24 protein-coding genes are annotated in these 23,423 nt (G+C 36.9%); 13 read left to right on the forward strand and 11 right to left on the reverse strand.

What is annotated here, in order from left to right:
- The first annotated feature begins 90 nt into the window (after positions 1–90).
- From SCI76_RS23335 to SCI76_RS23345, 3 genes are all read left to right on the forward strand, one after another.
- Positions 91–537 carry a helix-turn-helix domain-containing protein gene (locus tag SCI76_RS23335; protein ID WP_275210968.1) on the forward strand — a complete coding sequence of 149 codons (447 nt, stop codon included), beginning with the start codon at positions 91–93 and terminating at the stop codon, positions 535–537.
- 44 nt (positions 538–581) lie between these two features.
- Positions 582–809, forward strand: coding sequence for a hypothetical protein (locus tag SCI76_RS23340; RefSeq protein ID WP_168761055.1), 228 nt, complete (start codon positions 582–584; stop codon positions 807–809).
- Between the two features lie 158 nt (positions 810–967).
- Complete coding sequence (locus SCI76_RS23345; RefSeq protein ID WP_168761054.1) at positions 968–1,708, forward strand: CPBP family intramembrane glutamic endopeptidase; 741 nt, start codon at positions 968–970, stop codon at positions 1,706–1,708.
- On the opposite strand, the gene SCI76_RS23350 is transcribed toward SCI76_RS23345, so the two are convergent.
- Positions 1,705–1,920: a hypothetical protein gene (locus tag SCI76_RS23350; protein ID WP_168760338.1), complete on the reverse strand. Its 216-nt coding sequence runs from the start codon at positions 1,918–1,920 to the stop codon at positions 1,705–1,707. The genes SCI76_RS23345 and SCI76_RS23350 overlap by 4 nt on opposite strands.
- Before the next feature lie 233 nt (positions 1,921–2,153).
- Between SCI76_RS23350 and SCI76_RS23355 the strand changes: the two genes are divergently transcribed.
- The 3 genes from SCI76_RS23355 to SCI76_RS23365 are packed head-to-tail and all read left to right on the forward strand — an operon-like array spanning position 2,154 to position 3,576.
- Positions 2,154–2,930 carry an SDR family NAD(P)-dependent oxidoreductase gene (locus SCI76_RS23355; protein WP_168761053.1) on the forward strand — a complete coding sequence of 259 codons (777 nt, stop codon included), beginning with the start codon at positions 2,154–2,156 and terminating at the stop codon, positions 2,928–2,930.
- A gap of 36 nt (positions 2,931–2,966) precedes the next feature.
- Positions 2,967–3,248, forward strand: coding sequence for a hypothetical protein (locus tag SCI76_RS23360; RefSeq protein WP_168760337.1), 282 nt, complete (start codon positions 2,967–2,969; stop codon positions 3,246–3,248).
- Between the two features lie 37 nt (positions 3,249–3,285).
- Positions 3,286–3,576, forward strand: a complete 291-nt coding sequence (locus SCI76_RS23365) for a hypothetical protein (protein WP_048019508.1) — start codon at positions 3,286–3,288, stop codon at positions 3,574–3,576.
- A gap of 178 nt (positions 3,577–3,754) precedes the next feature.
- On the opposite strand, the gene SCI76_RS23370 is transcribed toward SCI76_RS23365, so the two are convergent.
- The 4 genes from SCI76_RS23370 to SCI76_RS23385 all read right to left on the reverse strand — a co-directional run bounded on the left by SCI76_RS23370 (position 3,755) and on the right by SCI76_RS23385 (position 7,688).
- Positions 3,755–5,281 carry an MDR family MFS transporter gene (locus tag SCI76_RS23370; RefSeq protein WP_168761052.1) on the reverse strand — a complete coding sequence of 509 codons (1,527 nt, stop codon included), beginning with the start codon at positions 5,279–5,281 and terminating at the stop codon, positions 3,755–3,757.
- A gap of 53 nt (positions 5,282–5,334) precedes the next feature.
- Positions 5,335–6,006: a MarR family winged helix-turn-helix transcriptional regulator gene (locus tag SCI76_RS23375; RefSeq protein WP_016766587.1), complete on the reverse strand. Its 672-nt coding sequence runs from the start codon at positions 6,004–6,006 to the stop codon at positions 5,335–5,337.
- A 273-nt stretch (positions 6,007–6,279) separates the two neighbouring features.
- Positions 6,280–6,411 (reverse strand): FbpB family small basic protein, encoded by a 132-nt coding sequence (locus tag SCI76_RS23380; protein ID WP_013058107.1) that lies wholly within the window; start codon positions 6,409–6,411, stop codon positions 6,280–6,282.
- A gap of 50 nt (positions 6,412–6,461) precedes the next feature.
- A complete protein-coding gene (locus SCI76_RS23385) occupies positions 6,462–7,688 on the reverse strand; it encodes a dicarboxylate/amino acid:cation symporter (RefSeq protein ID WP_168761051.1) in 1,227 nt (408 codons plus the stop codon).
- Between the two features lie 406 nt (positions 7,689–8,094).
- On the opposite strand from SCI76_RS23385, the gene SCI76_RS23390 reads away from it, so the two are divergent.
- The gene (locus SCI76_RS23390) at positions 8,095–9,309 is read left to right on the forward strand and encodes a threonine synthase (RefSeq protein ID WP_048019510.1); all 1,215 of its coding nucleotides are present in this window, start codon (positions 8,095–8,097) and stop codon (positions 9,307–9,309) included.
- Positions 9,310–9,824: 515 nt separating this feature from the next.
- Here the strand turns inward: SCI76_RS23390 and SCI76_RS23395 are convergent.
- The 5 genes from SCI76_RS23395 to SCI76_RS23415 form a co-directional block, all read right to left on the reverse strand.
- Positions 9,825–10,790, reverse strand: coding sequence for an ABC transporter ATP-binding protein (locus tag SCI76_RS23395; protein WP_048019511.1), 966 nt, complete (start codon positions 10,788–10,790; stop codon positions 9,825–9,827).
- Positions 10,787–11,764, reverse strand: a complete 978-nt coding sequence (locus SCI76_RS23400; protein WP_048019512.1) for an ABC transporter ATP-binding protein — start codon at positions 11,762–11,764, stop codon at positions 10,787–10,789. Before SCI76_RS23400 ends, SCI76_RS23395 begins: the two co-directional genes overlap by 4 nt.
- 11 nt (positions 11,765–11,775) lie before the next feature.
- Positions 11,776–12,696 carry an oligopeptide ABC transporter permease gene (gene opp4C / locus SCI76_RS23405; protein ID WP_048019513.1) on the reverse strand — a complete coding sequence of 307 codons (921 nt, stop codon included), beginning with the start codon at positions 12,694–12,696 and terminating at the stop codon, positions 11,776–11,778.
- Between the two features lie 11 nt (positions 12,697–12,707).
- Positions 12,708–13,664 carry an ABC transporter permease gene (locus SCI76_RS23410; RefSeq protein ID WP_048019514.1) on the reverse strand — a complete coding sequence of 319 codons (957 nt, stop codon included), beginning with the start codon at positions 13,662–13,664 and terminating at the stop codon, positions 12,708–12,710.
- A gap of 73 nt (positions 13,665–13,737) precedes the next feature.
- Positions 13,738–15,459 carry an ABC transporter substrate-binding protein gene (locus SCI76_RS23415; protein WP_155404461.1) on the reverse strand — a complete coding sequence of 574 codons (1,722 nt, stop codon included), beginning with the start codon at positions 15,457–15,459 and terminating at the stop codon, positions 13,738–13,740.
- A gap of 429 nt (positions 15,460–15,888) precedes the next feature.
- Here SCI76_RS23415 and SCI76_RS23420 point away from each other — a divergent pair, with 429 nt between their 5' ends.
- From SCI76_RS23420 to SCI76_RS23435, 4 genes are all read left to right on the forward strand, one after another.
- Positions 15,889–16,149 carry a hypothetical protein gene (locus tag SCI76_RS23420; protein WP_155404462.1) on the forward strand — a complete coding sequence of 87 codons (261 nt, stop codon included), beginning with the start codon at positions 15,889–15,891 and terminating at the stop codon, positions 16,147–16,149.
- A 431-nt stretch (positions 16,150–16,580) separates the two neighbouring features.
- Complete coding sequence (locus SCI76_RS23425) at positions 16,581–17,984, forward strand: MFS transporter (protein WP_033580232.1); 1,404 nt, start codon at positions 16,581–16,583, stop codon at positions 17,982–17,984.
- 295 nt (positions 17,985–18,279) lie between these two features.
- On the forward strand, positions 18,280–18,483 hold the full coding sequence (locus SCI76_RS23430) for a cold-shock protein (protein ID WP_014459099.1): 204 nt from the start codon (positions 18,280–18,282) through the stop codon (positions 18,481–18,483).
- A gap of 371 nt (positions 18,484–18,854) precedes the next feature.
- On the forward strand, positions 18,855–19,028 hold the full coding sequence (locus SCI76_RS23435; protein ID WP_168761049.1) for a hypothetical protein: 174 nt from the start codon (positions 18,855–18,857) through the stop codon (positions 19,026–19,028).
- Positions 19,029–19,225: 197 nt separating this feature from the next.
- Here SCI76_RS23435 and SCI76_RS23440 read toward each other — a convergent pair whose 3' ends face one another.
- Complete coding sequence (locus SCI76_RS23440; protein ID WP_025908891.1) at positions 19,226–19,426, reverse strand: cold-shock protein; 201 nt, start codon at positions 19,424–19,426, stop codon at positions 19,226–19,228.
- A 289-nt stretch (positions 19,427–19,715) separates the two neighbouring features.
- Here SCI76_RS23440 and SCI76_RS23445 point away from each other — a divergent pair, with 289 nt between their 5' ends.
- Positions 19,716–20,591, forward strand: coding sequence for a YitT family protein (locus SCI76_RS23445; protein WP_013058095.1), 876 nt, complete (start codon positions 19,716–19,718; stop codon positions 20,589–20,591).
- An 868-nt stretch (positions 20,592–21,459) separates the two neighbouring features.
- Positions 21,460–23,388, forward strand: coding sequence for a fructose-1,6-bisphosphatase (fbp, locus tag SCI76_RS23450; RefSeq protein WP_048019516.1), 1,929 nt, complete (start codon positions 21,460–21,462; stop codon positions 23,386–23,388).
- Positions 23,389–23,423 lie beyond the last annotated feature (35 nt).

Consider the following 23,423-nt stretch of genomic DNA (forward strand, 5'->3'; position numbering starts at 1 on the left):
TCTCTTTTTTACCACAATATGTTAGAATGGTAGAAAACGAGAAAACGTAGTGCAAACAAATTTTGTTTATACGCTGCCATAGTTATAGAGGTGAATGAGTTGAGGTTAGGAAAGCAATTAAAAAAATTAAGAGAAGAACAAAAGATGTCAGAAGAAGAGGTTGCTACGCAGGTAGGTGTCCCTGTACAAAACATACATAAGTGGGAAAATAATCAGGGCTATCCTGACATTCAGCATCTTTTAAAGCTAGGAGACATCTACAAGACAACCATTGATGAATTTATTAAAAAGGATGCTGCATTACAAAACAGAATAAACATTCAGGAAGAAGAAAAAGAAGACGACGATAAGCTGCTTCACCCAGGCTTTTATATCGGAATTGGCCTCATGTTTTTTGGGAATTTTCTGAGTCTCATCATCGGCAATCTTATGATTATGATGGTGACAAACATCGCTGGAATGTTAATTATCTGTTTTTATAAAGAAATCTTAAAGCTTTTGAAAGGTGTCAAAAAAGATTTTTATGAACAGAAATAAAAAGCAATGTTATGTAATAACACAAAAACGATGAGGTGTACCAAGTGAAAGAGTTAAATTTAAATTTTATGACCATCTCTTTTTTATGTTTAGTCAGCTATTACTTATTTCGAGTGGGAGCATACGCTTTAGCGAGAAAGTATGTAGCTAAAACGTCCGAGGGAAGTGCTTTGAATTGGGCTGTAAATGTACTTGTTAGAGGCGGTAAAAAAATGGAGTTCAGTGATTACGTCACGTGGGCAGGATTTTGTGCATTTTTGTACCGTGTGTAATCACAGTAAAAAAGGAGGAACGATCTTCTTATTTTAAAAGGAAGAAGCGTTGCCTCACATGGTTTTTGAGCTTGAATGATAAAAAGGTGAAAACATATAAAATCCTTAAAACGAATATAGGTTATCAATGAAACCTAAAGTAGAAAGGTAGTGTAGTGATGATCAAGTCAAAGCTTTTGTGGAAAGTTATTGGCCTAGAAATCTTAGTTATCTTTTGGTTTGTGGTAAACGGTGCATACGTGAGCATGACGCATCCTACTGCACATTATCTTCAGTTTTTAGGAGTTGTCCCTTTAGCAATAGGAATAGCTTTTTATCTAACAAAAACAAAAAAGTGGCAGCATTTTTTCTCCTTTCAACAAAACATGTCCTTTAGAACAAGAATCCTCGTTCTTTCTCCGCTTCTTTTGTATTTGCTTATTATCCTCATCGGGAACAAAGGTGTACACGGAAGTTCCATTGCAGATATTGTTCTTATTTTGCTTACCCAAACTCTAGTCATAGCATTTGTAGAAGAGATGGTATTTAGAGGATTTATGCTGAATTTGCTGTTATCAAAAAGCTATAAAGTAGCGGTTCTTCTATCATCGTTCCTATTTGCCTTTACGCACAGTTTGAATATGTTAAGCAGTCAATCGGTAGCAAATACAATTTTTCAAATTCTATTTGCATTTGTTATTGGGTTGGTCTTGGCTTTACTGATCGTTAACGGTCAATCGATTGGAGTGACGATTGTATTTCACGGCTTAAATAATTTTCTCCAGTTTACAAGCCCTGTCAACGCAAATGATTCTTTATTTGTTAATTACGCGCTGCTTCTATTTTTAAGCGGATATGCCTTTTATTTATGGAACCGAAAATCTACTTTATCTGTTTCTCACCATCAGATTAGTAGCTAGTTAAAAAGAGGTGGAGATGTAACGAAACCAGCCCAACCTAAAGACAAATAACTACTATACACGAGCTGAACCGCTTCTGACACCGCAGTTGATTTCCGTGCAAGGCTTCGCTTTCCGCGGGCGGCCGATGAGCCTCCTCGTCGCTTACACTCCTGCTGGGTCTCACCTGTTCCGCTTTTCCCGCAGGAGTCTTCGCCTTGCCCTCCAATCAACTGCTAGAAAAACCTACACACATGAAAATTATGTTTACCACAAACAAACGAACCACGAATCAAAAGTATTGATCAATGACTCATTTTTCACTTCGTCTAATCTCCTTTTGTCCCAGTCTCTTTTTAGTGTTTTAAAGCAGGGATTAATCTACCCAAAGCTGAATAACTTCTATGGCTAGTGTTACTCAATTTAATTTGTTGAGATTTTATTAAACGCAAAAGGGGAGAAACGTATGTTTGAAGAAAAAGTAGGGATTATTACGGGTGGAACGTCAGGGATTGGCTTAGCAACAGCGGAATTACTCGCAAAAGAGGGCATGCATGTTGTGATTGCTTCTAGAAATAGTGAAAAAGGAGAAGAAGCTCTTTCTAGATTAAGAAAGTGGTCTCCTCACTCTCTTTTTATCAAAACGGATGTAACGAATAGTCAAGATGTCAAAAACCTTGTGAGCCACACATACTCTACTTTTGGAAGAATTGATGTGGGCTTTAATAATGCGGCTAACACGGAGGCAGCTTCTAATGCTACCCATGAATTCAAAGAAGAAGACTTTGACCATTTAATAAACGTTACGTTAAAAAGCGTATGGCTTTGTATGAAATATCAGCTGCAGGTAATGACCAAACAAAACAGCGGTGTCATTGTGAATACGTCGTCAATGGACGCTATTTTATGTTCAGCAGGGACAGGCGTATATGCGGCTGGGAAAAGCGGTGTGATCGCTTTAACAAAATCAGTTGCTCAAGAATATGGTCATCAACATATAAGAATTAACTCTTTGTGCCCAGGTGCATTTCGTACGCCTATGTTAGAAGAAAGATTTTCAGATTTATCTTCAGAGGAAAAAGTAAAGCTCAATGAATCCTATCAAAAGCTCAATGCGCTGGGCAGAATTGGTGATCCGCTTGAAGCGGCAAAAGCAGTAAAGTGGCTTCTTTCGGATGACGCATCTTTTATTACGGGTCAAAATATTATTGTAGATGGTGGGATTGGGTTTAGGTTTGAGTAAGAGTAATGGAGTAAAAAGGTGTTTAAGGGGATGCTTATGTCGTTCATTCTTAATAATTGTATGGCCATTAGTATCGTATTTACGGTAATCCTTTTTATAAGTATTGCGTTTAAAAAAAGAATAGTGGCCCTTGTTATTTCCTTTGTTACGGTGTTATTCGGTTCATTTTTACTTTTTTACGCTTTTGCGAAAATAAGCGGGCTTGATGCTCTAGACATTCAAATAAAAGGTTTAATCATTATAGGAGAAGGTTTACTCTTACTTGTTGCTACAAGCGTATTTATTTCCGTCCAAGAGGCAAAAAAAAAAACGGTGTAAAGTAAAAGAGAAACTGGCTGCTAAAGGCGGTGATGAAATGGCAATTGGAGTGGCATTAACAGTTTTAGTAGTAGGGCTTATGTTTGCAAGCGGACTAAGCCGAGGGAAAACAGCTAAAAGAAAATATATGGTGTGGGGAACAACAACTATATTAATCATAGCTCCGTTCTTTTCGTGGGCCGTTTCAATTTTGTTTGCAATTAGTCAGGAAGAAGGTTTTGCAGGAGTTGCATTAATGATGTTATTGTTTCCTATTTTCTTTTTAATAGGACTCGTTGCGCTTTTAACAGGAGTCTTTAAAAAAGAGAGTGTGAATAAATCTATTTAAAAAAAGAAGGAACAATCAAGAGTACAATTGATGGTAATATAAATCCGAAATAACTAAGGTAAAACCTTTAATCTATTAATAAAAAAAGCCAATTCGTGTTAAATTCGAATTGGCTTTTGCATTTTTCGGAACGACTGTTGTACAAATACACCTTTGGCTACAGCAAGAATCTCTTTTATTACTCTTCTGATTTTGAAGATAGCACTTCTTTTTTTAGAAAGAAGCATAAAACAAAGGCAATGATCGTAAGTACAAATGCGTAAGTATAGATATGCTGAAACGATTCAATAAATAAAACTTTAATTTTCATAAATAATTCTGGAGTAAGTCCACTTGGAATTCCTCCTGCTGCCAGGCTATTCATATTATTTGCCATACTTTTAGGCAATTCATCGCCTAAACTGCTTAGATTTGACGTAAGTGTGGAAGATAATAGCGTCCCAAACATACTTACTCCGACAGTTGCGCCAATAGACTGAAACAATGGAACAGTTGCCAAGGCAATTCCTTTGTGTTCTTTTTCTACAGATTCTTGAACAATTAAGTTATCTCCACCGAACATAACGCCTAAACCAAGACCGGTGATAAAAAAGAAAATAATGACCTGCAGGGTAGTGGTACTAATATCTAATTTAGAAAATAAATAAAAACCGATAACAGGCATAATGAAAGAAATCACGAATAATTCGCGGTACCGAACTTTTGTTAATAGAAATCCAGAAACGATTGAGGTTGCAACAGCACCTACCATCATGGGCAAAGTTAAATACCCAGATTCTGTAGGAGTAAGGCCTAATACATTTTGTGCAAAGTAAGGGAAAGATGAGAATGAGCCCATCAATCCACAGCCTACAGTAAAAACAAGCAGTGACAATACTAAAATATTACGATTTCTAAATAGATGCAGCGGTACAATAGGTTCAATCACTTTTGATTCCACCCAAATAAACAGTCCAATTAAAATCACGCCTACATATAGTAGCGAAACGATAAATGGAGAGCTCCACGTATACCCTTCGTTCTCGACTAAAACAGGCGTAATTAATAACGAAATGATTGCAGCTACTAGAAGAATAGCTCCTGCCCAATCAATTGTTACTTTTTTTCTTTCATGTACTTCTTTTAACCCACTTGCTAAAAAAATGACTGCTATTAATCCCACTGGAATATTCACGAAGAAAATCCAATGCCAGCTTGCTTGATCTACAAAAAAGCCTCCCATTAGTGGGCCTAAAAGCATAGGGATAAACATTACTGGTCCCATAAACGCTTGAACTTTTGCTCGTTGTTCAACAGGGAACAAATCACTCGAAATCGTCATGGCTAATGGCATGAGGCCACCCGCGCCAAGTCCTTGAATTCCTCTTCCAATTAAAAGCATAATCATTGAATGAGAAAGCCCGCATATAATGGAGCCTCCAATAAAGAAAGCCATAGAAGCGAAGTAGACTTTTTTTCGACTAAATAAATCGGCTAATTTTCCTAGTATAGGCATGAAAGCAGATAGAGCTAGCATATAGATGCCTGCAACCCAGCCATACATAGATAATCCGCCAAGATCACGTATAATCGTTGGCATGGCTGTATTTACAACTGTTTCATCAAGCTCAGAAAAAATAATTCCAATCATTAATCCAGTCATTACTAGTATTTTATTGTTTTTATTATTTAAAACTTGTTCTCCAACATTTGAGATGTTTTCCATATTGCGTTTCCTCTCGTGAAATTATTAGAAATGATCACTAAACAGCATGTGAATCATTTCTCGTTATTATCTCTATTAGTCTCTCGGGGATTTCGGTTTCTAAATCTCGGTGTTCTAAATTCAGCACCGTCTCCCCAAGGTCCGCGCCCAAAACTTCTTGGACCATGCTCTGGATCACCACCAAAAAATCTGTGGTGAGGTCCAAATCCTCGTAGGTCATTATGGCGTCGAAATTCTTGATTTTCATCATGACCTTGTTTTAACATTTCTTCATCTAAATAAGTATTTAACTTTTGCATTAAATGTGAAAGAGTATCCTGCTCTTCTTCTGAAAGAACATCAAAGATGCCTGAGTTATTGTCTTGTTCCTCCGTAGCCTCGATAGCTTCTAGTCCAGCTTCTGTTAGCTCAACGGAAAGTACTCGCCGATCTTTCTCAGATGGCGTACGAACAATGTAACCTTTTCTTTCTAACTTACTAAGTAATTCACCTATTGACTGAGGTCTCATATCCAGTAAGTACGACAGCTCTTTTTGTGTAGTTTTAGGCTGCAATTTTAATAATTTTAATATCCGTCCTTGCCCCCGGTGCTGATCACCTAGTGCTCCAGCATCTCTTCGATTAACAAAGTAGTGTCGCTGGTATCTTGCCAGCTGTCTCTGGAACCTGAAAAATTGATCAATCAAATCTTGCTCGTGTAAATATTCGTTATCTCTTTCATTCATGATAAAAGCCTCCTTACTAATTTAACGCTGCACTTATCTACATAAAAAATTTTATCCTTATAATAAGATAGGAAGGATTCATTTGAAATAAAAATAAGGTACCTTATCAAATAATAAAGGTACCTTACTAAAATGTCAATTTCTTATAAAAAAGATACTTTGACAAAGTTAAACATATGCATAAAAGCTGTATATTCTATAGAAATCCCTTACTTGATTAAGTAAGTTTGCTAAAAGATATGATTACAAAATAAAGTGATAAAGCTAACTGTACTAAGTTAGCTTTATCACTTCATGGCGTTTTTCAATACGTTTTTCGATTTTCTCCATTGCTTTTTTATCTTTTAATAATGCTTGTTTATTTTCTTTTACTAGTTCTTCAAAAGATTTTTTCTGTTTAAACAAACTAACACTTCTTTCTCACTATCGTGTTTTTGAATGATGAGGGGGTATGGTTATTTATCCTCGGCATTAAAATGAAATGACTTCTCAGATTTTGCGATGACGACCGTAGCTAAAGAGTTTCCTACGACATTTAATGCTGAACGGCCCATGTCTACAAAGAAATCAACTGCTAATAATAAAGCGACTCCTTCTGCAGGTAAGCCAATTTCTTTAGCCGCAGCTAACAGTACAACGATGACAGCTGAAGGGACGCCTGCTAATCCTTTCGTCATAAGCATTAATAAACCAATAATCACAATAATTTGTTCAAGACTAAGAGGTAAGTTATATACATTGGCAAGAAAAATAATTGCTACACTGATATAGATGCTAGCTCCATCTAGATTAAAAGAGTAGCCGGTTGGTAATACAAAAGAAGTGACAGAACGTGACACTCCGAACTTTTCTAATCGATGAATGAGCAGCGGCATAGAAGCCTCTGAACTGCGCGTTGTAAACGTTAATAAAATCAAATCTCCGGTTCTTTTTAACAGTTCCTTATAAGGGATACGGAAAATAAGTGCGATAATCGGAAACACAACAAATGCCGTAATGGCAAAAGATAAATACGTAATACCTACAAATTGGCCTAAAGAAAGCAAGCTGCCAATCCCGTATTTAGCCACGCTAAATGAGATAAATCCAAATACGCCAACTGGGGCAAACGATACCGCGTATTCTACTACTTTAAACATAGCTTGTAGCCATGCTTCAAAAAATGTAATAACCGGCTTCGCTTTACCTTCAAGTGATGTAAGAGCTAACCCTACAAAAATACCAAAGAAAATAATCGGCAACAGCTTTCCTTGTGCCATTGCTTCTACAATATTGCTTGGAATAATACTTAAGAAAAACTCTCCAAAGTCGATGCCTTTTGCTAGGTTTCCTAACGAGGAAGTATCCACTGCACCTACATGCATATGTCCACCTACATTTGTTACTTTAGCAATGAGTATTCCTAATATAATTAATACTGTAGTCACAATCTCAAAATAGAGAAGCGTTTTAAACGCTACTCGTCCCAGCTTTTTTGTATCATGCATCCCTGTGATTCCTAATACAATCAATGGGAAAACAAGAGGGACAATCACCATTTGAATAAGCTGGATAAACGCTTTTCCTACTATTTCTAACTTTAAACCAACTTCTTTACTAACATAACCAACGATCAATCCAAGAATTAATCCGATAATTACTTTTAATCCTAAATTAAGCTTAAATTTCTTTTTTGCAGCCATCTGTCCAATTCTCCTTGTAGTGTAGTATTGTTTTTGCTTTAGTAACCTTTGAGAATTAGACAAGTACACATGCTATTATTATGCTTATTCACTATCGAAAGTGCATTCACCTAAAATACCTCCTTAAAATATCTTTTTACATACTAAAACAATTATTCCTATAAGTAAAGTGTGGATTTTGTTTATTCTTCGGGTTTTTATCTAAAATTGATGGTTTTAATGTTAAAAAAAGTAATATAAGCAGTGTTAGAAAAAGCGTAAAAACCCTGATATTTTAAGGTTTTTACGCTTTTATTAATGATCTATAAAACCATGAATAAGTCATACCTTATAATTCTGATAAAAATACTATAAATTATATTTTATATATGTTATTATGTTTACAGAATTTAAAGGAGTGTGTATGATGCCGTTTAGTTATGTTTCTCACTTATATTGTCCTAAATGCAAAAAAGAATATAGTCCAAAAGAAAAACATCAATTATGTGAATGTGGCTCACCGCTATTGGTAGCGTATGATTTAGAGAGATTGAAACCTAACTTGACTCCAGAAGATGTTCAAAGCAGGGAACCAAATTTATGGAGATATCATGAGCTTCTTCCAGTAGAAGATCCAGAAAACGTTGTTTCATTGGGCGAAGGGATGACTCCGCTTATAAAAATGCCTAAGCTAGGTAAAGAAATGGACATTCCAAACTTATATATGAAAGATGAAGGCATTATTCCAACGGGATCATTTAAAGCTAGAGGCGCCGCTGTAGGGGTGTCAAAAGCAAAAGAACTTGGCGTTGAACAGTTAGCCATGCCTACAAATGGAAACGCCGGAGCTGCTTGGTCGCTGTATTCTTCGCGCGCTGACATAAAAGCAACCGTTGTGATGCCAAAAGATGCGCCTGTTATTACACGAAATGAGTGTGCTGTCGCTGGAGCTGACCTTTACTTAGTCGATGGACTCATCAGCGATGCGGGTAAAATTGTCGGTGAGGCTATTAAAGCATGGGGTCTTTATGATGCTTCTACGCTTAAAGAGCCGTACCGAATCGAAGGTAAAAAAACTATGGGCTTAGAAATTGCTGAACAGTTTTCTTGGAATCTTCCTGATGTGATTTTATATCCAACAGGAGGAGGCGTTGGCTTAATTGGAATCTATAAAGCGTTAAATGAGTTAAAAGAGCTTGGCTGGATTAAAGGTGATCTTCCTCGTTTAGTTGCGGTACAAGCTGAAAACTGCGCGCCTATTGTAAAAGCATGGAATGAACGAAAACAAGAATCTGAATTTTGGCCGGATTCTTCAACCATCGCCTTTGGTATCAACGTACCAAAAGCAATCGGGGACTTTCTTGTTTTAGAAGCAGTCTACAATACAAATGGATGCGCGATTGCGGTGGACGAAGATAAGATTGTGGAGGAACAAAAAAAGGTTGCGCAGCTTGAAGGTTCGTTCATTTGTCCTGAAGGTGCTGCTACATTCTTAGCTGCACGCCGTTTAAGAGAAGAAGGATGGATCAAAGAAAACGAAACGGTTGTGGCTTTAAATACAGGGCTTGGAGTTAAATATCCAAACACGGTAGATATTGAAGTACCTATTTTAGAGCGAAATGGCAGCCTTACTAAAAAATAAAATAAGAAACATCCAAATAGATCTCCGACTTTAAGCAGTCTAATCGGAGATCTATTTTTATAATTTTATCTTGTCCAAATTATAAATGGTAAACTTAAAATTTAGGTTTGCTGCGTCCAGTTAATCAGTTTTCAACGGTTGGGGGATAAATTTATGCTTTTATCTCGTATGAGTATATTTCTTTTAAAAGAAAGCTAGGGGAAAAGTTTCTCACCTACAGCAAGAAGGGACTGGAGCAAAAGTATTTTTGTTAAAGGAAGGGCCGAACGAGTTTGATTCTTGAGGGAGAATCAAACTCGTTCGGATTTTTTCATTGTTAAGGCGAATAGAGGTTTCATGTATTCAATTGCTTCTAGCTTTTGATTGGAGGGCAAGACGAAGACTCCCGCGGACAGCGAAGTCTTGCACGAAAATCAAAAGAAGTGTAACAAGCGATTCATACTAAATTATTTATCTCATTTGTTCGTCTTAAATTGGAGAGATTTCTTTATGTCTCAACCTTTTCTAATGAGTCTTTATACAAAGTGACACGCTACAAAGTGACTAGAACCGACATCTTTATAGTCAGGTGGAATATCTGCACATTTCTTCTGGGCTATCGGGCATCTTGTCCTAAACTTACACCCAGAGGGAGGGGTAATCGGACTTGGTATTTCACCTTTCAAAATGATTTTTTCTCTTTTGATGGTTGGATCAGGTATCGGTATGGCAGATAACAGCGCTTTTGTATAAGGGTGCAGTGGATTTTTGAATAATTCATCTCTTGATGCCTGCTCCACAATATTTCCTAAATACATAATAGCAACCTTGTTACACAGGTGCTCGACGACGCTCAAATCATGTGAAATAAACAGATAAGACAAATTTTCTTTTTCTTGAAGTTCACTAAACAAATTAATAATTTGAGCTTGAATTGATACATCCAGTGCAGATACCGGTTCATCTGTTACAAGAAATTCAGGATTTAAAGCCATGGCTCTGGCAATGACAATTCGCTGACGCTGTCCGCCTGAAAATTCGTGTGGGTATCTGTCTATATGGTAAGGAGATAAACCGCATTTTTCCATAATCGACAAGACGTGATCTCTTACGTTAGTTCGTGAAGCTAACTTATGTTCAATCATCGCTTCTCCAATCGCTTCGCCTATTCTAATTCGAGGATTTAAAGAACTAAAAGGGTCTTGAAAGACGAGCTGTGACTGCAAACGGTAATGAATCAGCTCTTTTTTTGACAGCTTAAAAACATTCTTTCCTTTAAAAAATACGTCTCCGCTTGTTTTATTATGAAGTCTTAAAATGGTTTTTCCTAAAGTAGACTTACCGCTTCCTGACTCACCAACCAATCCGAAAATGTCACCTTTTTTAATTGAAAATGTTACTCCGTCCACTGCTTTTACCTGTTCATTTGCTGATGTAAATAACGTAGATTTGGAGGAGTAAAATTTTTTTAAGTTGTTTACTTCTAACAGCGTTTCACTCATTGATCTTTACCTTCCTTATAAAGCCAGCAGGCTGTGTAATGATTGTTTTCTGAAATGAAGGGAGGCGCTTTTGTTTTGCAAATATCCATACAGTGTTCACAGCGCTGGCTGAAATAACAGCTTTCTGTAAGGTCTGTAAGTTTTGGTACTTGCCCTGGTATTGAATGCAGCCTTTGTGTTCGTTTGCCGATAACCGGTTTTGAGCGAAGCAGACCCTTGGTATAGGGATGTTTTGGATTTTGAAATAGCTCAACTACCTGTGCTTTTTCTACGATTTTACCTGCATACATCACCATTACGGTATCAGCCATTTCAGCTACAACGCCGAGATCATGTGTGATAAATAAGATCGATGTACGAAGGTCATGTTTTATAGTTTGTAATAGATCTAATATTTGAGCTTGAATCGTTACATCTAGAGCAGTAGTAGGTTCGTCGGCAATTAATAGCTTAGGGTTGCACCCGAGTGCAATCGCAATCATAATCCGCTGAAGCATACCGCCGCTTAGCTCGTGCGGATAACTTTTTACTATTTTTTTAGCATTGGGTATCCCTAAAAGCGTAACAAGTTCAATGGCTTTATCATAAGCTTCAGCTTTACTGATAGATAGATGCTCTAATAGAGTCTCGGTAATTTGGTCTCCAATAGTGAATACTGGATTTAGAGATGTCATCGGTTCTTGAAAAATCATCCCAATGTCTTTTCCTCTAATTTTTCTCATCTCTTTTTTTGTTTTTTCTAATAGATTGGATCCATTAAATAAAATCTGACCATCTGTAATTTCCCCTGAATCAGAAAGTAGCTGCATAATGGATAGAGCCATTACGCTTTTCCCGCATCCTGATTCACCAACGATACATACCGTTTCACCAGGGGTAATGGAAAAGCTGACGTTGTTTACTGCTGTAACCGTACCTTCTTCCGTATGAAAAGAGGTGTGTAAGTCTTTTAATTCTAGTAAAGGTGTATTCATCTATTCATTACCTACCTTTTCATTTTAGGATCAAGCGCATCTCTTAAACCGTCTCCAAGAAGATTAATAGAAATGACCGTTAAAAAGATGGCAGCGCCTGGTGGAATCCAAAGCCAAGGTCGTTTTTTAAAATCAACTAAATTATTAGCTGCATCAATCATATTTCCCCAAGAAGGTGTAGGGGGAGTCACGCCTAGCCCCAAATAGCTTAAAGCAGACTCACTTAGAATAGCTCCTGCTACGTTTAAAGTAGCAACGACCAGTAACAAAGGGAAAATATTAGGGATTAAATGATAAAAAATCTTTCTTTTATCGCTTAAACCTAATATTTGTGTGGCTTGAATAAAAGGCTGTTCACGCAGTGAAAGAACTTGGCCGCGAACAAGCCTTGCAAGTCCAGGCCAGCCAATTAAACTGAGCATTAGCATAATAATATAAATACGGTATTCAGAAGGCGTTTTCCATTCTGATAAAATAGCGCCCATGATCAACAAAAGAGGAAGGCCAGGTATAGACATCAATATGTCAGCTAGCCGCATCAGCACTTGATCAATGATACCTCGGTAAAAACCAGCAACAGCTCCTAAAACAGAGCCAATTAAAACGGATAGAATCATAGAAGCAATTCCTACAGTGAGAGAAATTTGACCAGCAAGCATCAAGCGGGTGAGTACATCTCTTCCATACTTATCTGTACCTAACCAATGCTCTGCGCTTGGCGGATGATTCATTAAATTAACATTTACAGTACTGTTGACATAAGGAGAAAACAAAGGGCCAATAAAACTAAAAGCAATCATGGCAAGCAAAAAGAATAATCCGCTTATCGCTAATTTATTTTTTCGCAGCCGCATATACGTTTGTTTCCATAGTGATATTGGTTTTGAAACTGCGTCTTTTTGCGGCTGATCTGTTACTAATGAAGTTTCCATACAATAATCGCCTACTTTAACCGGATTCGCGGATCGACCGCTGCATATGTAATATCTGCTAAAAAGTTACCTATAATCGTTAAGAAAGAAAGTAACATCGTAAAAGACATTAAGACTGGATAATCCCTAAAGCTTAATGCTTCGAGCTGAATTCTGCCCACCCCGGGCCAGTTGAAAATTTGTTCAGTGATAATCGCACCGGAAAATAGCCCGGGCAGTTCAAAAGCTAACAGTGTAATAGCAGGAAGCAACGCATTTTTTAACGCGTGCTTAAAAATGATAGAACGTTCTTTTAATCCTTTTGCACGTGCTGTTCGTATATAATCTTGCCGAATGACTTCAAGCATTCCGGTACGAAAATATCTAGTTAATGAACCTACGCTTAGAAGTGTCAAAATCGCCACCGGGAGCACCATGTGCTTACTCACTTCTAGCAGATAAGCTAGCTTTGTTGTATTACTGCCTGTATCAATCATCCCTCCAATTGGAAGAATCCCTAAATCAACAGCAAAAAATTTAATAAGCAATAAACCAATAAAAAAAGAAGGGAATGACATAGCAGCAAAAACACCAAGTGTAACAAAGCCATCGAACCAAGAATATTGTTTTACAGCTGAAATAACCCCTGTAAATAGAGCGATTGTCCAGGTGAAAAATAGAGAAACTGCAGCTATAAGAAATGAGTTCCAAATGAATTTATTTAATAATGACGTTACAGGTTCTTGGTACTTTAATGAAAAACCAAAATCACCTTTTACTAAATCTGTAAACCACCTTACGTATCTTTCTAAAATCGGCTTATCAAGTCCATATAATTCTCGTAGTTCCTGAGCTCTTTCCGGAGTCAGTTTAGGATTTGAGTCGATATAATCCCCGGGCAATAAAGCAAAAAGAACAAAAATAAGAAAAGAGGTGCCAATTAAAATAGGAATCATTTGTAAAAATCGATAAAAAATATATTGTTTCAATACGTGTTCCTCCCTAAAAGTGCCCGGCGGCTAGGACCAGGCACTATTTTTTACCTATACATGAAAGCAGACTTCACTCTTTGATTGAAAGGTTTGGAAGGCTCGCAGAAATCCCAGTAAAATTATCTGGATTAAGTCCGCTAATGCGTGCATTATTAGCGTGAATAACTTTACGGTAATTCAGTAAAATAACCGGCGGATCATCAGATAATTCTTTATACAGTTCATGGTAAATCTTTTTGCGTTCGTTAATATCCGTAGTGCCAACGCTTTCTTCTAACAATTTATCTACCTTAGGGTTTGAATATCCTGCTGAATTATCAGGGTGAGTCGAAGCTAAATCTGCGACTGCATCGTCAGGGTCAGTAAGCATAGGGGTAGAAACAGCAGCTAAGTCGTAATCTTTTTTATTCAGCTTCGTCAAAAGAGTATTAAAGTCTAATACTTCTGGGTTAAATTGAATGCCGAGCGCCTTGTAATTTTCTTTTGCGATTGGAATAAAATCGTCGTCATTTCTGCTTGTTAAATAACTGATTTTCAGCTTAGTGCCACCTTTAGCTCGTATTCCGTCTTTTCCAACTTTCCATCCTGCGTCATCTAATAGCTTTTTAGCTTTTTTGACATCATATTTATATTTGTTGATGCCATCTTCTGTGTATGCCCACGAGACAGGAGAAACAGGTACATTAGCAACAGTGCCGTATCCTTTATATGTAACGTCGGTAATTTTCTGACGATCAAGGCCGTATATCAATGCTTGTCTGACGGCTTTATCTTTTAGATACGGCTTAGTATTGTTAATATACGCGTAGCTATAAGAGTTAGCGGTTGTCACTTTGATATTTGCAAAACCTAGCTCTTTAAGCTGCTCTACGCTTTCCGGTTCTGCTGGAAAACGGTCATAGTCTGTTTCGCCTGCTTCAAATAGTTGAGAAGTTGTTTCCGGCGTGGTTACTTTATAAATGAAATTCTTTACTTTAGGCGGGCCGTCATAATAGTTCTTATTTGCAACATAGCGTATTTCTTGACCAGGAATATATTTTTCTAGCTTGTAAGGGCCGGATCCTACAGGCTTAGAGTAAAGGTTTTTTAAATAATCTAAATGGCCGTACGTATAGTCTTTTCCGTAATAATCTTTTGATAGCACGATACCGCCTAGCAGTAAAAGAGCTTTTGCGTTTACTTTTTCCGTTGTGATTTTAATTGTTAAAGGATCAACCACTTTGATTCCTTCTATTGTTTTTGCTTTTCCATCTTTATAGTCTTTTCCACCTTTAATTGTAGCGGTCGCTAAGTCACCCCATCCGTCATAAGCTGGATCGTGAAGAAGTGTTAATGTAAAAGCTACGTCATCGGCAGTAAGAGGGGAGCCGTTGCTGAATTTTAAATCATCTTTTAAGTGAAACGTATAAACAAGCTGATCATCTGAGATTTCCCAACTTTTTGCTAAAATCGGAATGGGTTTTCCGTTTTTATCTAAATCTACTAAAGGGCTAAAGATAGGACTTGTTGCGTTTCCATCCCAGCCGTTGTCGTAGAAATAAGGCAAAAAGACGCCTCCGGGAGCTGACATTCCAGCAATAAACGTATCTTTTCTTTCTAGCGCTTTGGCTGGAATATTTCCTGTGTTAGAAGCCTTTATTACCTGATCTTTTATTTGTTTAATGTCGGCCGTCTGTACAGCAGAAGTTGTTTCCTTATTAGCTTTTTCATCTGTGCTACTATTTAGTGCACATGCCGATAAAAAGCTAGCAAAAGTCATTGTTAACACTAAACCAGTCATTTTTTTCATCATTTTCCACCCCAAGTTATATTTTCTTTGTGCAAAACCAGTAAACTTTTTTATCACTTCCAGTTCTATGTATAATAAAACATGTAATTCTTATCGAAAAAGTATGTTTTATTTTATGATATTTCTAAGATATGGGAGAGTCAATAAGTATCAAAGTGACTTCAGTTAAAGAAATATGACTTATCATAAAAAGTAATTTCTTGAAAATAAAAACTTAAAAACAGCACGCCGCATTTTGTAAAACGTTTTCATTTATCATAGAAAAAATGTAAAAAAAGTATTATATGTAAATTATTGTTATAGTTGTGAATCTTTATATTCAATATAATACGGATACATTTAGGTTTAAAGTTTGTCTCAGGGGGTATTCGAAAAAGGAGAGATGGCATCTTTACATCCAGAGAAACAGCTTGGTGAGGAAGTTGAATTCATTTGTCATATACTCAACTTGAAGAATATGCCAAAAGTCGCATTGTAAACCCGCTTGCTTTTACAGTAGAAGACCTACTTGAAGCCACGAACGATTATAAGGAGAAAGGAGTTGAATTTCTATCCCTAGAACCCCAGCCAACTCTTAAAGTTTTATTCTATGGACCGAATCATCCAGTGCTGCACTTGTTAGAACGAGCTTTATATTTATTTTTGAAGCTACATAATTTTTGTAATAGAAACAGTGTATCTATTACAAAATAAAGCTTATATCTAATGGGTTGAAACAATAATTGTCAGATAACCTGAGTGGAAATTGCTACCAAGAACATTGTAAACCAAATGCGCTATCTTTAATGACTAGTTACTATTTCGGCGATTGTAATTCCATCAAAAGCGATCCCTATTTTTAGGCAAAAAACGTTTTTTTAGTAGCAACGAATTGTACGTTGAAATAAAAAAAGTTTATTTTGGTTTTAATTCATTTATTTATTAATGTTTCTTCCTCAGCTTTTTTTGGCTTCAAACCCTTTAGCCATAACCTTTTTTAATATTTAACATCACATGAATAGTTTTCGTTTTTTACTTAAAAATAAGTAGTGTTCCAACACATTTGCATGTGAAATACAGTGAGTCAAATTTGACTTTACTACTCAGTCTTGTATAATCGTATACCGCGGAGGTGACGTGATGAAATGAAGTTTAACAAGAAAAAAATTAACGTCGTAGATATTGACAAAGCTAAAAAAAGCGTCTTTGCTACAGGAGTAGGAAACGCGATGGAATGGTTTGACTTTGGCTTGTATTCATATTTAGCCGTTATTATTAGTCAAAACTTTTTTAGTGCAGTTGAAAATGATCAGCTCAAATTAGTGTTCACATTTGCCACATTTGCGATTGCCTTTTTAATGCGTCCATTAGGCGGTGTTATATTCGGTAAAATTGGAGACAAGTTAGGAAGGAAAGTCGTTTTAACCACCACCATTATTTTAATGGCCTTTTCCACATTACTCATTGGGTTGTTACCTACATATGATCAAATCGGTATATGGGCACCCATCCTTTTATTAATTGCACGAATCATTCAAGGTTTTTCAACTGGTGGTGAATATGCTGGTGCGATGGTGTATATTGCAGAATCGTCTCCAGACAATAAGCGAAATGTGCTTGGAAGTGGACTAGAAATCGGTACACTTGTCGGCTATATTCTTGCTTCACTGCTAGCCAGCTTACTGTTTTTTGTTCTCTCGGATAAACAGATGGCCTCATGGGGCTGGAGAATTCCCTTCTTATTAGGATTGCCTTTAGGACTTATTGGTTTTTATTTACGAAGAAGTTTAGGGGAAACACCTATTTTTGAAAATGAACTTTCCAACGAAGACGAAGTTGAAGAAGAAAGCTTCCTCTCTATTTTAAAAAATCACAAAAAAGATGTGTTTGTTTGTTTCGTAGCCGTGGCTTTCTTTAACATTACAAACTATATGCTATTATCGTACATGCCTTCTTATTTGAATGAAATTATTGGTTTATCAAACACAGTTGGTACGGTATTAATTACGGCAGTTATGATTTTAATGGTGCCGCTTGCTCTTATGTTTGGAAAACTGAGCGACAAAATCGGAAACAAGAAAGTTTTCTTAATCGGTCTAGGCGGATTGAGCTTACTGTCAGCCTTTTCGTTCTATTTAATCAACTTAAATGGTTTGGTTTTTATTTCAATCGGTATTCTAATTCTAGGTGTTTTACTTGCTACGTATGAAGGAACAATGCCAGGAACGCTGCCAACGATGTTCTACACAGATATTCGCTACCGAACATTAGCGATTACGTTTAATGTTTCAGTTTCTATCTTTGGTGGAACGACGCCATTAGTTGCGACATGGTTAGTTCACGCAACGGGCAATCATTTAGCTCCAGCATTCTATTTAACGATTGTGAGCATCATCGGATTTTTCGTAATCTTGTTCCTGTTCGCGAACACTGCAGGAAAATCACTGAAAGGTTCATACCCTACAGTTGCTTCTAAGTCTGAGTACAATGAAGCGGTTGAAAATCCAAAAGATTCATTATGGTGGCACACAGAGCAAACAGAAAAATAAAGTAAATAATAAGCAGCTGCTACATTCACTGCTGCGTAAAATAGGAACACTCAAAAAGAGCCTTCTCTTTGTATAGAGCTACAAAGAGAAGGCTCTTTTTATCGTTCGATGATTTATTCCATTTCCTGTATTTGCTATCTGCGGTTCCGTATGTTACGATTAAATTAATTATTTTTGTTCGGTATAGGATTGAGAGAAGAGAAATCTCTTCAATAGAATTTTTTATCTTAAGATAGTATGGTTGGACAAGGGTAGTAATACAACCGTGGAGTATTCCACACCAGGAGGCACTATTATGGAACAAGGTACAGTGAAATGGTTTAATGCAGACAAAGGCTTCGGCTTTATCGAAGTTGAAGGCGGAGACGATGTATTCGTACATTTCAGCTCTATTCAAGGTGAAGGCTTTAAATCGTTAGAAGAAGGTCAAAAAGTAACGTTTGACATTGAACAAGGTCAACGCGGAGCACAAGCTGCTAACGTTCATAAAGTAGCATAATTAATCCAACGTAAAAAGACTCCACATAGGGGTCTTTTTGCTTTGGATTTTAATCATTAAAAAAGAAATGATTTTAAAAAGGTTACTTTAAACATAAGTATAGACATTGGAGACAAAAGCCAGTAAAGAAGAGCTACCTATATCCTGTGTCGTAAATAAATAGAAAAGAATGCCTTATAGCTGTAGAACGATAGGCTTTAGGAGCAGGTATTAAGGTATCAAATATAACTAACCTTCATTGGACTAGCCGTTGGAAAAGGTTGCTGACTATCAGAATGCTGATAACGTCTCAAATATAAGCTGCACATTATATTTCCCGATAAATAAAGTTAAAAATTTGATTGGTTTTGATATGAGAGAGGATGAAGGATATGAGTATAAGCTTATTTGCTAATGGAGAAACAGTAAGTATAAAAGCATCTAATGAAGTAGTGATCATCTTAAAAAGTCATTATGTGAAAAATATGAAAAGATATTCTTATACAGTTGATAAATATCCCAGTACATTTTTCTTTGAAGAAGAGTTAATGAAGCACGAATCATAATTATTCATGAAGAAATATTGATTTATAGTTTGGATTCCGCCAATACTATGCTATACTGAGTTTACCATTTGTATTACCGATTACTATTTTTGTATTAATAAGCCCTATTCCTCAGTGGATAGGGTTTTATTATTACATTTTCAAAGTAATGAAAAAGACAGACTCCATGGAGTCTGTCTTTTTCTATTTATGACGGATTACGCTTTTTGAACGTTAGTAGCTTGAGGGCCGCGTTGACCTTGTTCTACTTCAAATGTAACTGCTTGACCTTCGTCTAAAGATTTGAAGCCTTCGCTTTGGATTGCTGAGAAATGTACAAATACATCGTCTCCATTTTCGCGTTCGATGAATCCAAAACCTTTTTCTGCGTTAAACCATTTTACTTTACCTTGTTCCATAATTGTTGCCTCCTAGTGTGACACGCACACATTGTGTTACTATCCTTGCTCAAATCTACAGACGAAAGTTATGTAACTTATCAATCTTTACCGAACAAAAATAATTCTCCTTAAACTTAACAGAAATGATGACGTATTGCAAGGATAGAGTTTGTACAGCTAGAAGTTCTCCTTTGTCTATTTTGCACTATGTGAGCTAAAAAACGATACGTAAGCCTCCTCAGTTCAAATAAAGAGAATGTTTGTGGTACACTTAAATAGTAAAAAACATTTAAAAGCGAGGAATTATATGAACACAACTAAAAAACACCACAGGCCTAAGCGGCTAAAAATTGCTTTCCGAGCACTAATGGTCATTATCGGAGGGATTATTGCAGCTTACGGCTTAGAAACTGTCTTAATTCCAAACCACGTCTCAGATGGAGGGGTAACAGGCATTAGTATCGTTGCGTCAAACCTATTTGGATTACCACTAGGTGTTCTAATTGCCGTTATTAACATTCCTTTTGTATGGTTAGGGTATCAACAAATCGGGAAAAGTTTTGCTATATTTTCCATCCTCGGAATCGTCTCACTAGCTGTCGGTACAAGCCTCATGCATCACACTCCAGCGATTATTGAAGGAGATACACTACTCGTAACCGTTGTCGGCGGTATTATCCTTGGTTTTGGAATGGGAATCGCACTGCGTAATGGCGGCGCGCTAGATGGCATCGATATGCTAGCTGTACTGCTTTCTCGAAAATTGCCGTTTGGAACAAGTGATCTTATTTTGTTCTTAAATGCGTTTGTCTTTATTTTTGTTTCATTAGTATTTGGTCTGCAAGGCGCGATTCTTTCTGCAATTGCATACTTTATTGCATCCAAAGTTATTCACATCGTAGAAGTAGGTCTAAGCGGATCGAAAACCTTCCAGATTATCACTTCTCAGCCTGCGTTAATGGTAGAGACAATACGTGATCGTTTAGGTCGAAGCGCTACATATAAAGAAGCTTACGGCGGATACTCTCATGAGAAATTCAAGGAAATCACATGTGTAATCAACCGCTTGGAAGAAAGCAAAATGAAAGAAATTATCAATGAAATTGACCCGACGGCTTTTGTTACGGTATATGACGTAGCCGAAGTTAAAGGCGGTAATTTCCGAAAGAATAATATTCACTAACATCATCAATACATCGTAAGAACACTCTACCATATCCTTTTTTACTTAGGCGTGTAGAGATAAGAAAAAGCAGCGTGATGTTTTACATCCGCTGCTTTTTCTTATCGTAAAATCCACTTGCTGAGCGGAGGGTTTTAAAATCGGATATGCTCAAAAAATGAGACGGTCAGAGTTAAAGTAGATAGGGTACCTGAAGACATTCACGTAATGATTTTTCCTTTGTATTTCTTCTTTGGAAATTTGACAACAGCGTTCCATATTATAATAGAAGCACTTGTTACTGAAAAAAGCCACATACAACTTCTTCCGCCGTCAAACAGCAGACTCAGATAGCCTACGTGTACCATATGTATTTGTATTCACTTTCCTCTCGTGCTGTATTTAACAAAGCCAACAGAAAAAATCTCTGAACGTAGAAGAACAGAGATTCAACAGAATGATGATTCTTATATCATACAAAGGATGACTTTTCCTGTCTCAGAAAGGTCATCTTTATCGTACCACCACCAAGGACTTGGCGCTGTGCGTTTTCTCACAGCGAGGGAAGAAAAACTCTGTTATTGTGTAGAGGTCGGAGTAAACTTTCTTAATTATGTGCGCTTCTTTCATATGTATCGAACCTGCTGACTAAGATCAGCAGGTTTTTTTATGCTATGGGCTAGCTCTCCTCTTCAAGCGGGCAAGACCGGTTAATCTTTATAGACAAATAGACTTTATACCATTTTACCCATACGTAAAATAGGTTAAAATAAAGGGGTGAGGCGTGGAGAGAAAAGAGAAGAGTTAAATAAAAGGTATTTAACATCATAATCACAAGCTTGATGAGTGATTGTACTAAATGGTGAACGTTGAAAGGGGATACATAGTTTTGAACACAAAATATCTAGATTTACTTGCACAAAAGTATGATACGGAAGAAAAAGTGGTAACCGAAATTATTAACCTTGAAGCTATTCTTCATCTGCCAAAGGGGACTGAACATTTTGTCAGTGATTTACACGGCGAGTATCAAGCTTTTCAGCACGTGCTGCGAAATGGTTCAGGAAATGTAAAAGAGAAAATCAAAGACCTTTTTAAAAATGTATTATCTGACAAAGAAATCAATGAATTTGCGACATTAGTGTATTATCCTGAAGAAAAATTACCGTTGATTAAAGCGCAGTTTCGAAACAAACGAGAACTATATGAATGGTATAAAGAAATCATCGATCGTATGCTTAATCTCATCTCGTACGCTTCTTCTAAATACACGCGCTCTAAACTGCGTAAAGCGTTGCCGGATCAATTTGTGTACATTATTGAAGAGCTGCTATATAAAACGGATGAATTTACAAATAAAGAACAGTACTATACAAAGATTGTTCAGCAGATTATTTCTTTAGGGCAAGCCGATAAGCTTATTATAGGGCTAGCTTATACGACGCAAAGGTTGGTTGTGGACCATCTGCACGTAGTAGGGGATATTTATGATCGTGGACCTGAACCGGATAAAATTATGGATACGCTGATTAACTATCACTCCGTTGATATTCAGTGGGGAAACCACGATGTGCTATGGCTAGGCGCTTTTGCGGGCTCGAAAGTGTGTCTTGCCAATATTATTCGGATCTGCGCGAGATACGACAATCTAGATATTATTGAAGACGTATATGGCATTAACCTGAGACCGCTGCTTAACTTGGCGGAGAAATATTATGATGATAATCCTGCTTTTAGACCAAAAGTAAGCTCGAGTGACAAACTATCCGATCACGAGCGACTACAAATTACGAAAATTCATCAGGCCATTGCGATGATTCAGTTCAAGCTTGAAAGTCCGATTATAAAAAGACGTCCTTTCTTTAATATGTCAGAAAGGCTGCTGCTTGAAAAAATTGATTATGATAAAAATGAAATTACGATATACGGAAACACGTATCCGCTAGAAAACAGCTGCTTTGCAACGGTGGATCCGGCGCAGCCTGATAAGCTATTAGAAGAAGAAGAGCAGGTAATGGAAAGACTGCTGCTTTCCGTGCAGCATTCGGAAAAGCTGGCGAGACATATGAAGTTTCTTATGAAAAAAGGCAGCCTTTATTTGAAATATAACGGAAACTTATTAATACACGGCTGCATTCCTTTAGATGAAGAAGGAAACATGGAAAAAATGACGATAGAAGATAAAACGTATGCAGGCCGTAACTTGCTTGATGTGTTTGAACATTATTTACAAGAGGCTTTTGCACATCCTGAAGAAACGGATGATTTGGCAACAGACATGGTCTGGTACCTATGGACAGGAGAATATTCATCACTCTTTGGGAAACGTGCCATGACGACGTTTGAACGATATTTTATCAGTGATAAAGCAACGCATAAAGAGAAGAAAAATCCATACTACTATTTACGGGAAAATGAGGAAGTCTGCCAAAACATTCTCGCAGAATTTAATTTGAATCCTGATCACGGTCATATTATTAATGGTCATACGCCTGTCAAAGAAATCGAAGGAGAAAACCCGGTCAAAGCAAATGGAAAGATGATTGTTATTGACGGCGGTTTTTCAAAAGCGTATCAATCCACAACAGGTATCGCTGGATATACATTATTATATAATTCTTACGGCATGCAGCTAGTCGCTCACAAACACTTTAATTCAAAAGAAGAGATTTTATTAGAAGGAACGGACGTCTTATCCGTAAAGCGATTAGTTGATAAAGAACTAGAAAGAAAAATGGTTTTAGAAACAAACGTTGGAGAGGAATTGTTAAAAGAAATTTCGATTTTAAAAGATTTACGAAAATATCGCTATAGTTAAAGCTAAAAAAAAGAGCAGTATGCCCCTGGGCGTCT

The organism is Priestia sp. HNGD-A6, from assembly GCF_045784335.1.
GTDB classification, from domain to species: Bacteria; Bacillota; Bacilli; order Bacillales; family Bacillaceae_H; genus Priestia; species Priestia zanthoxyli.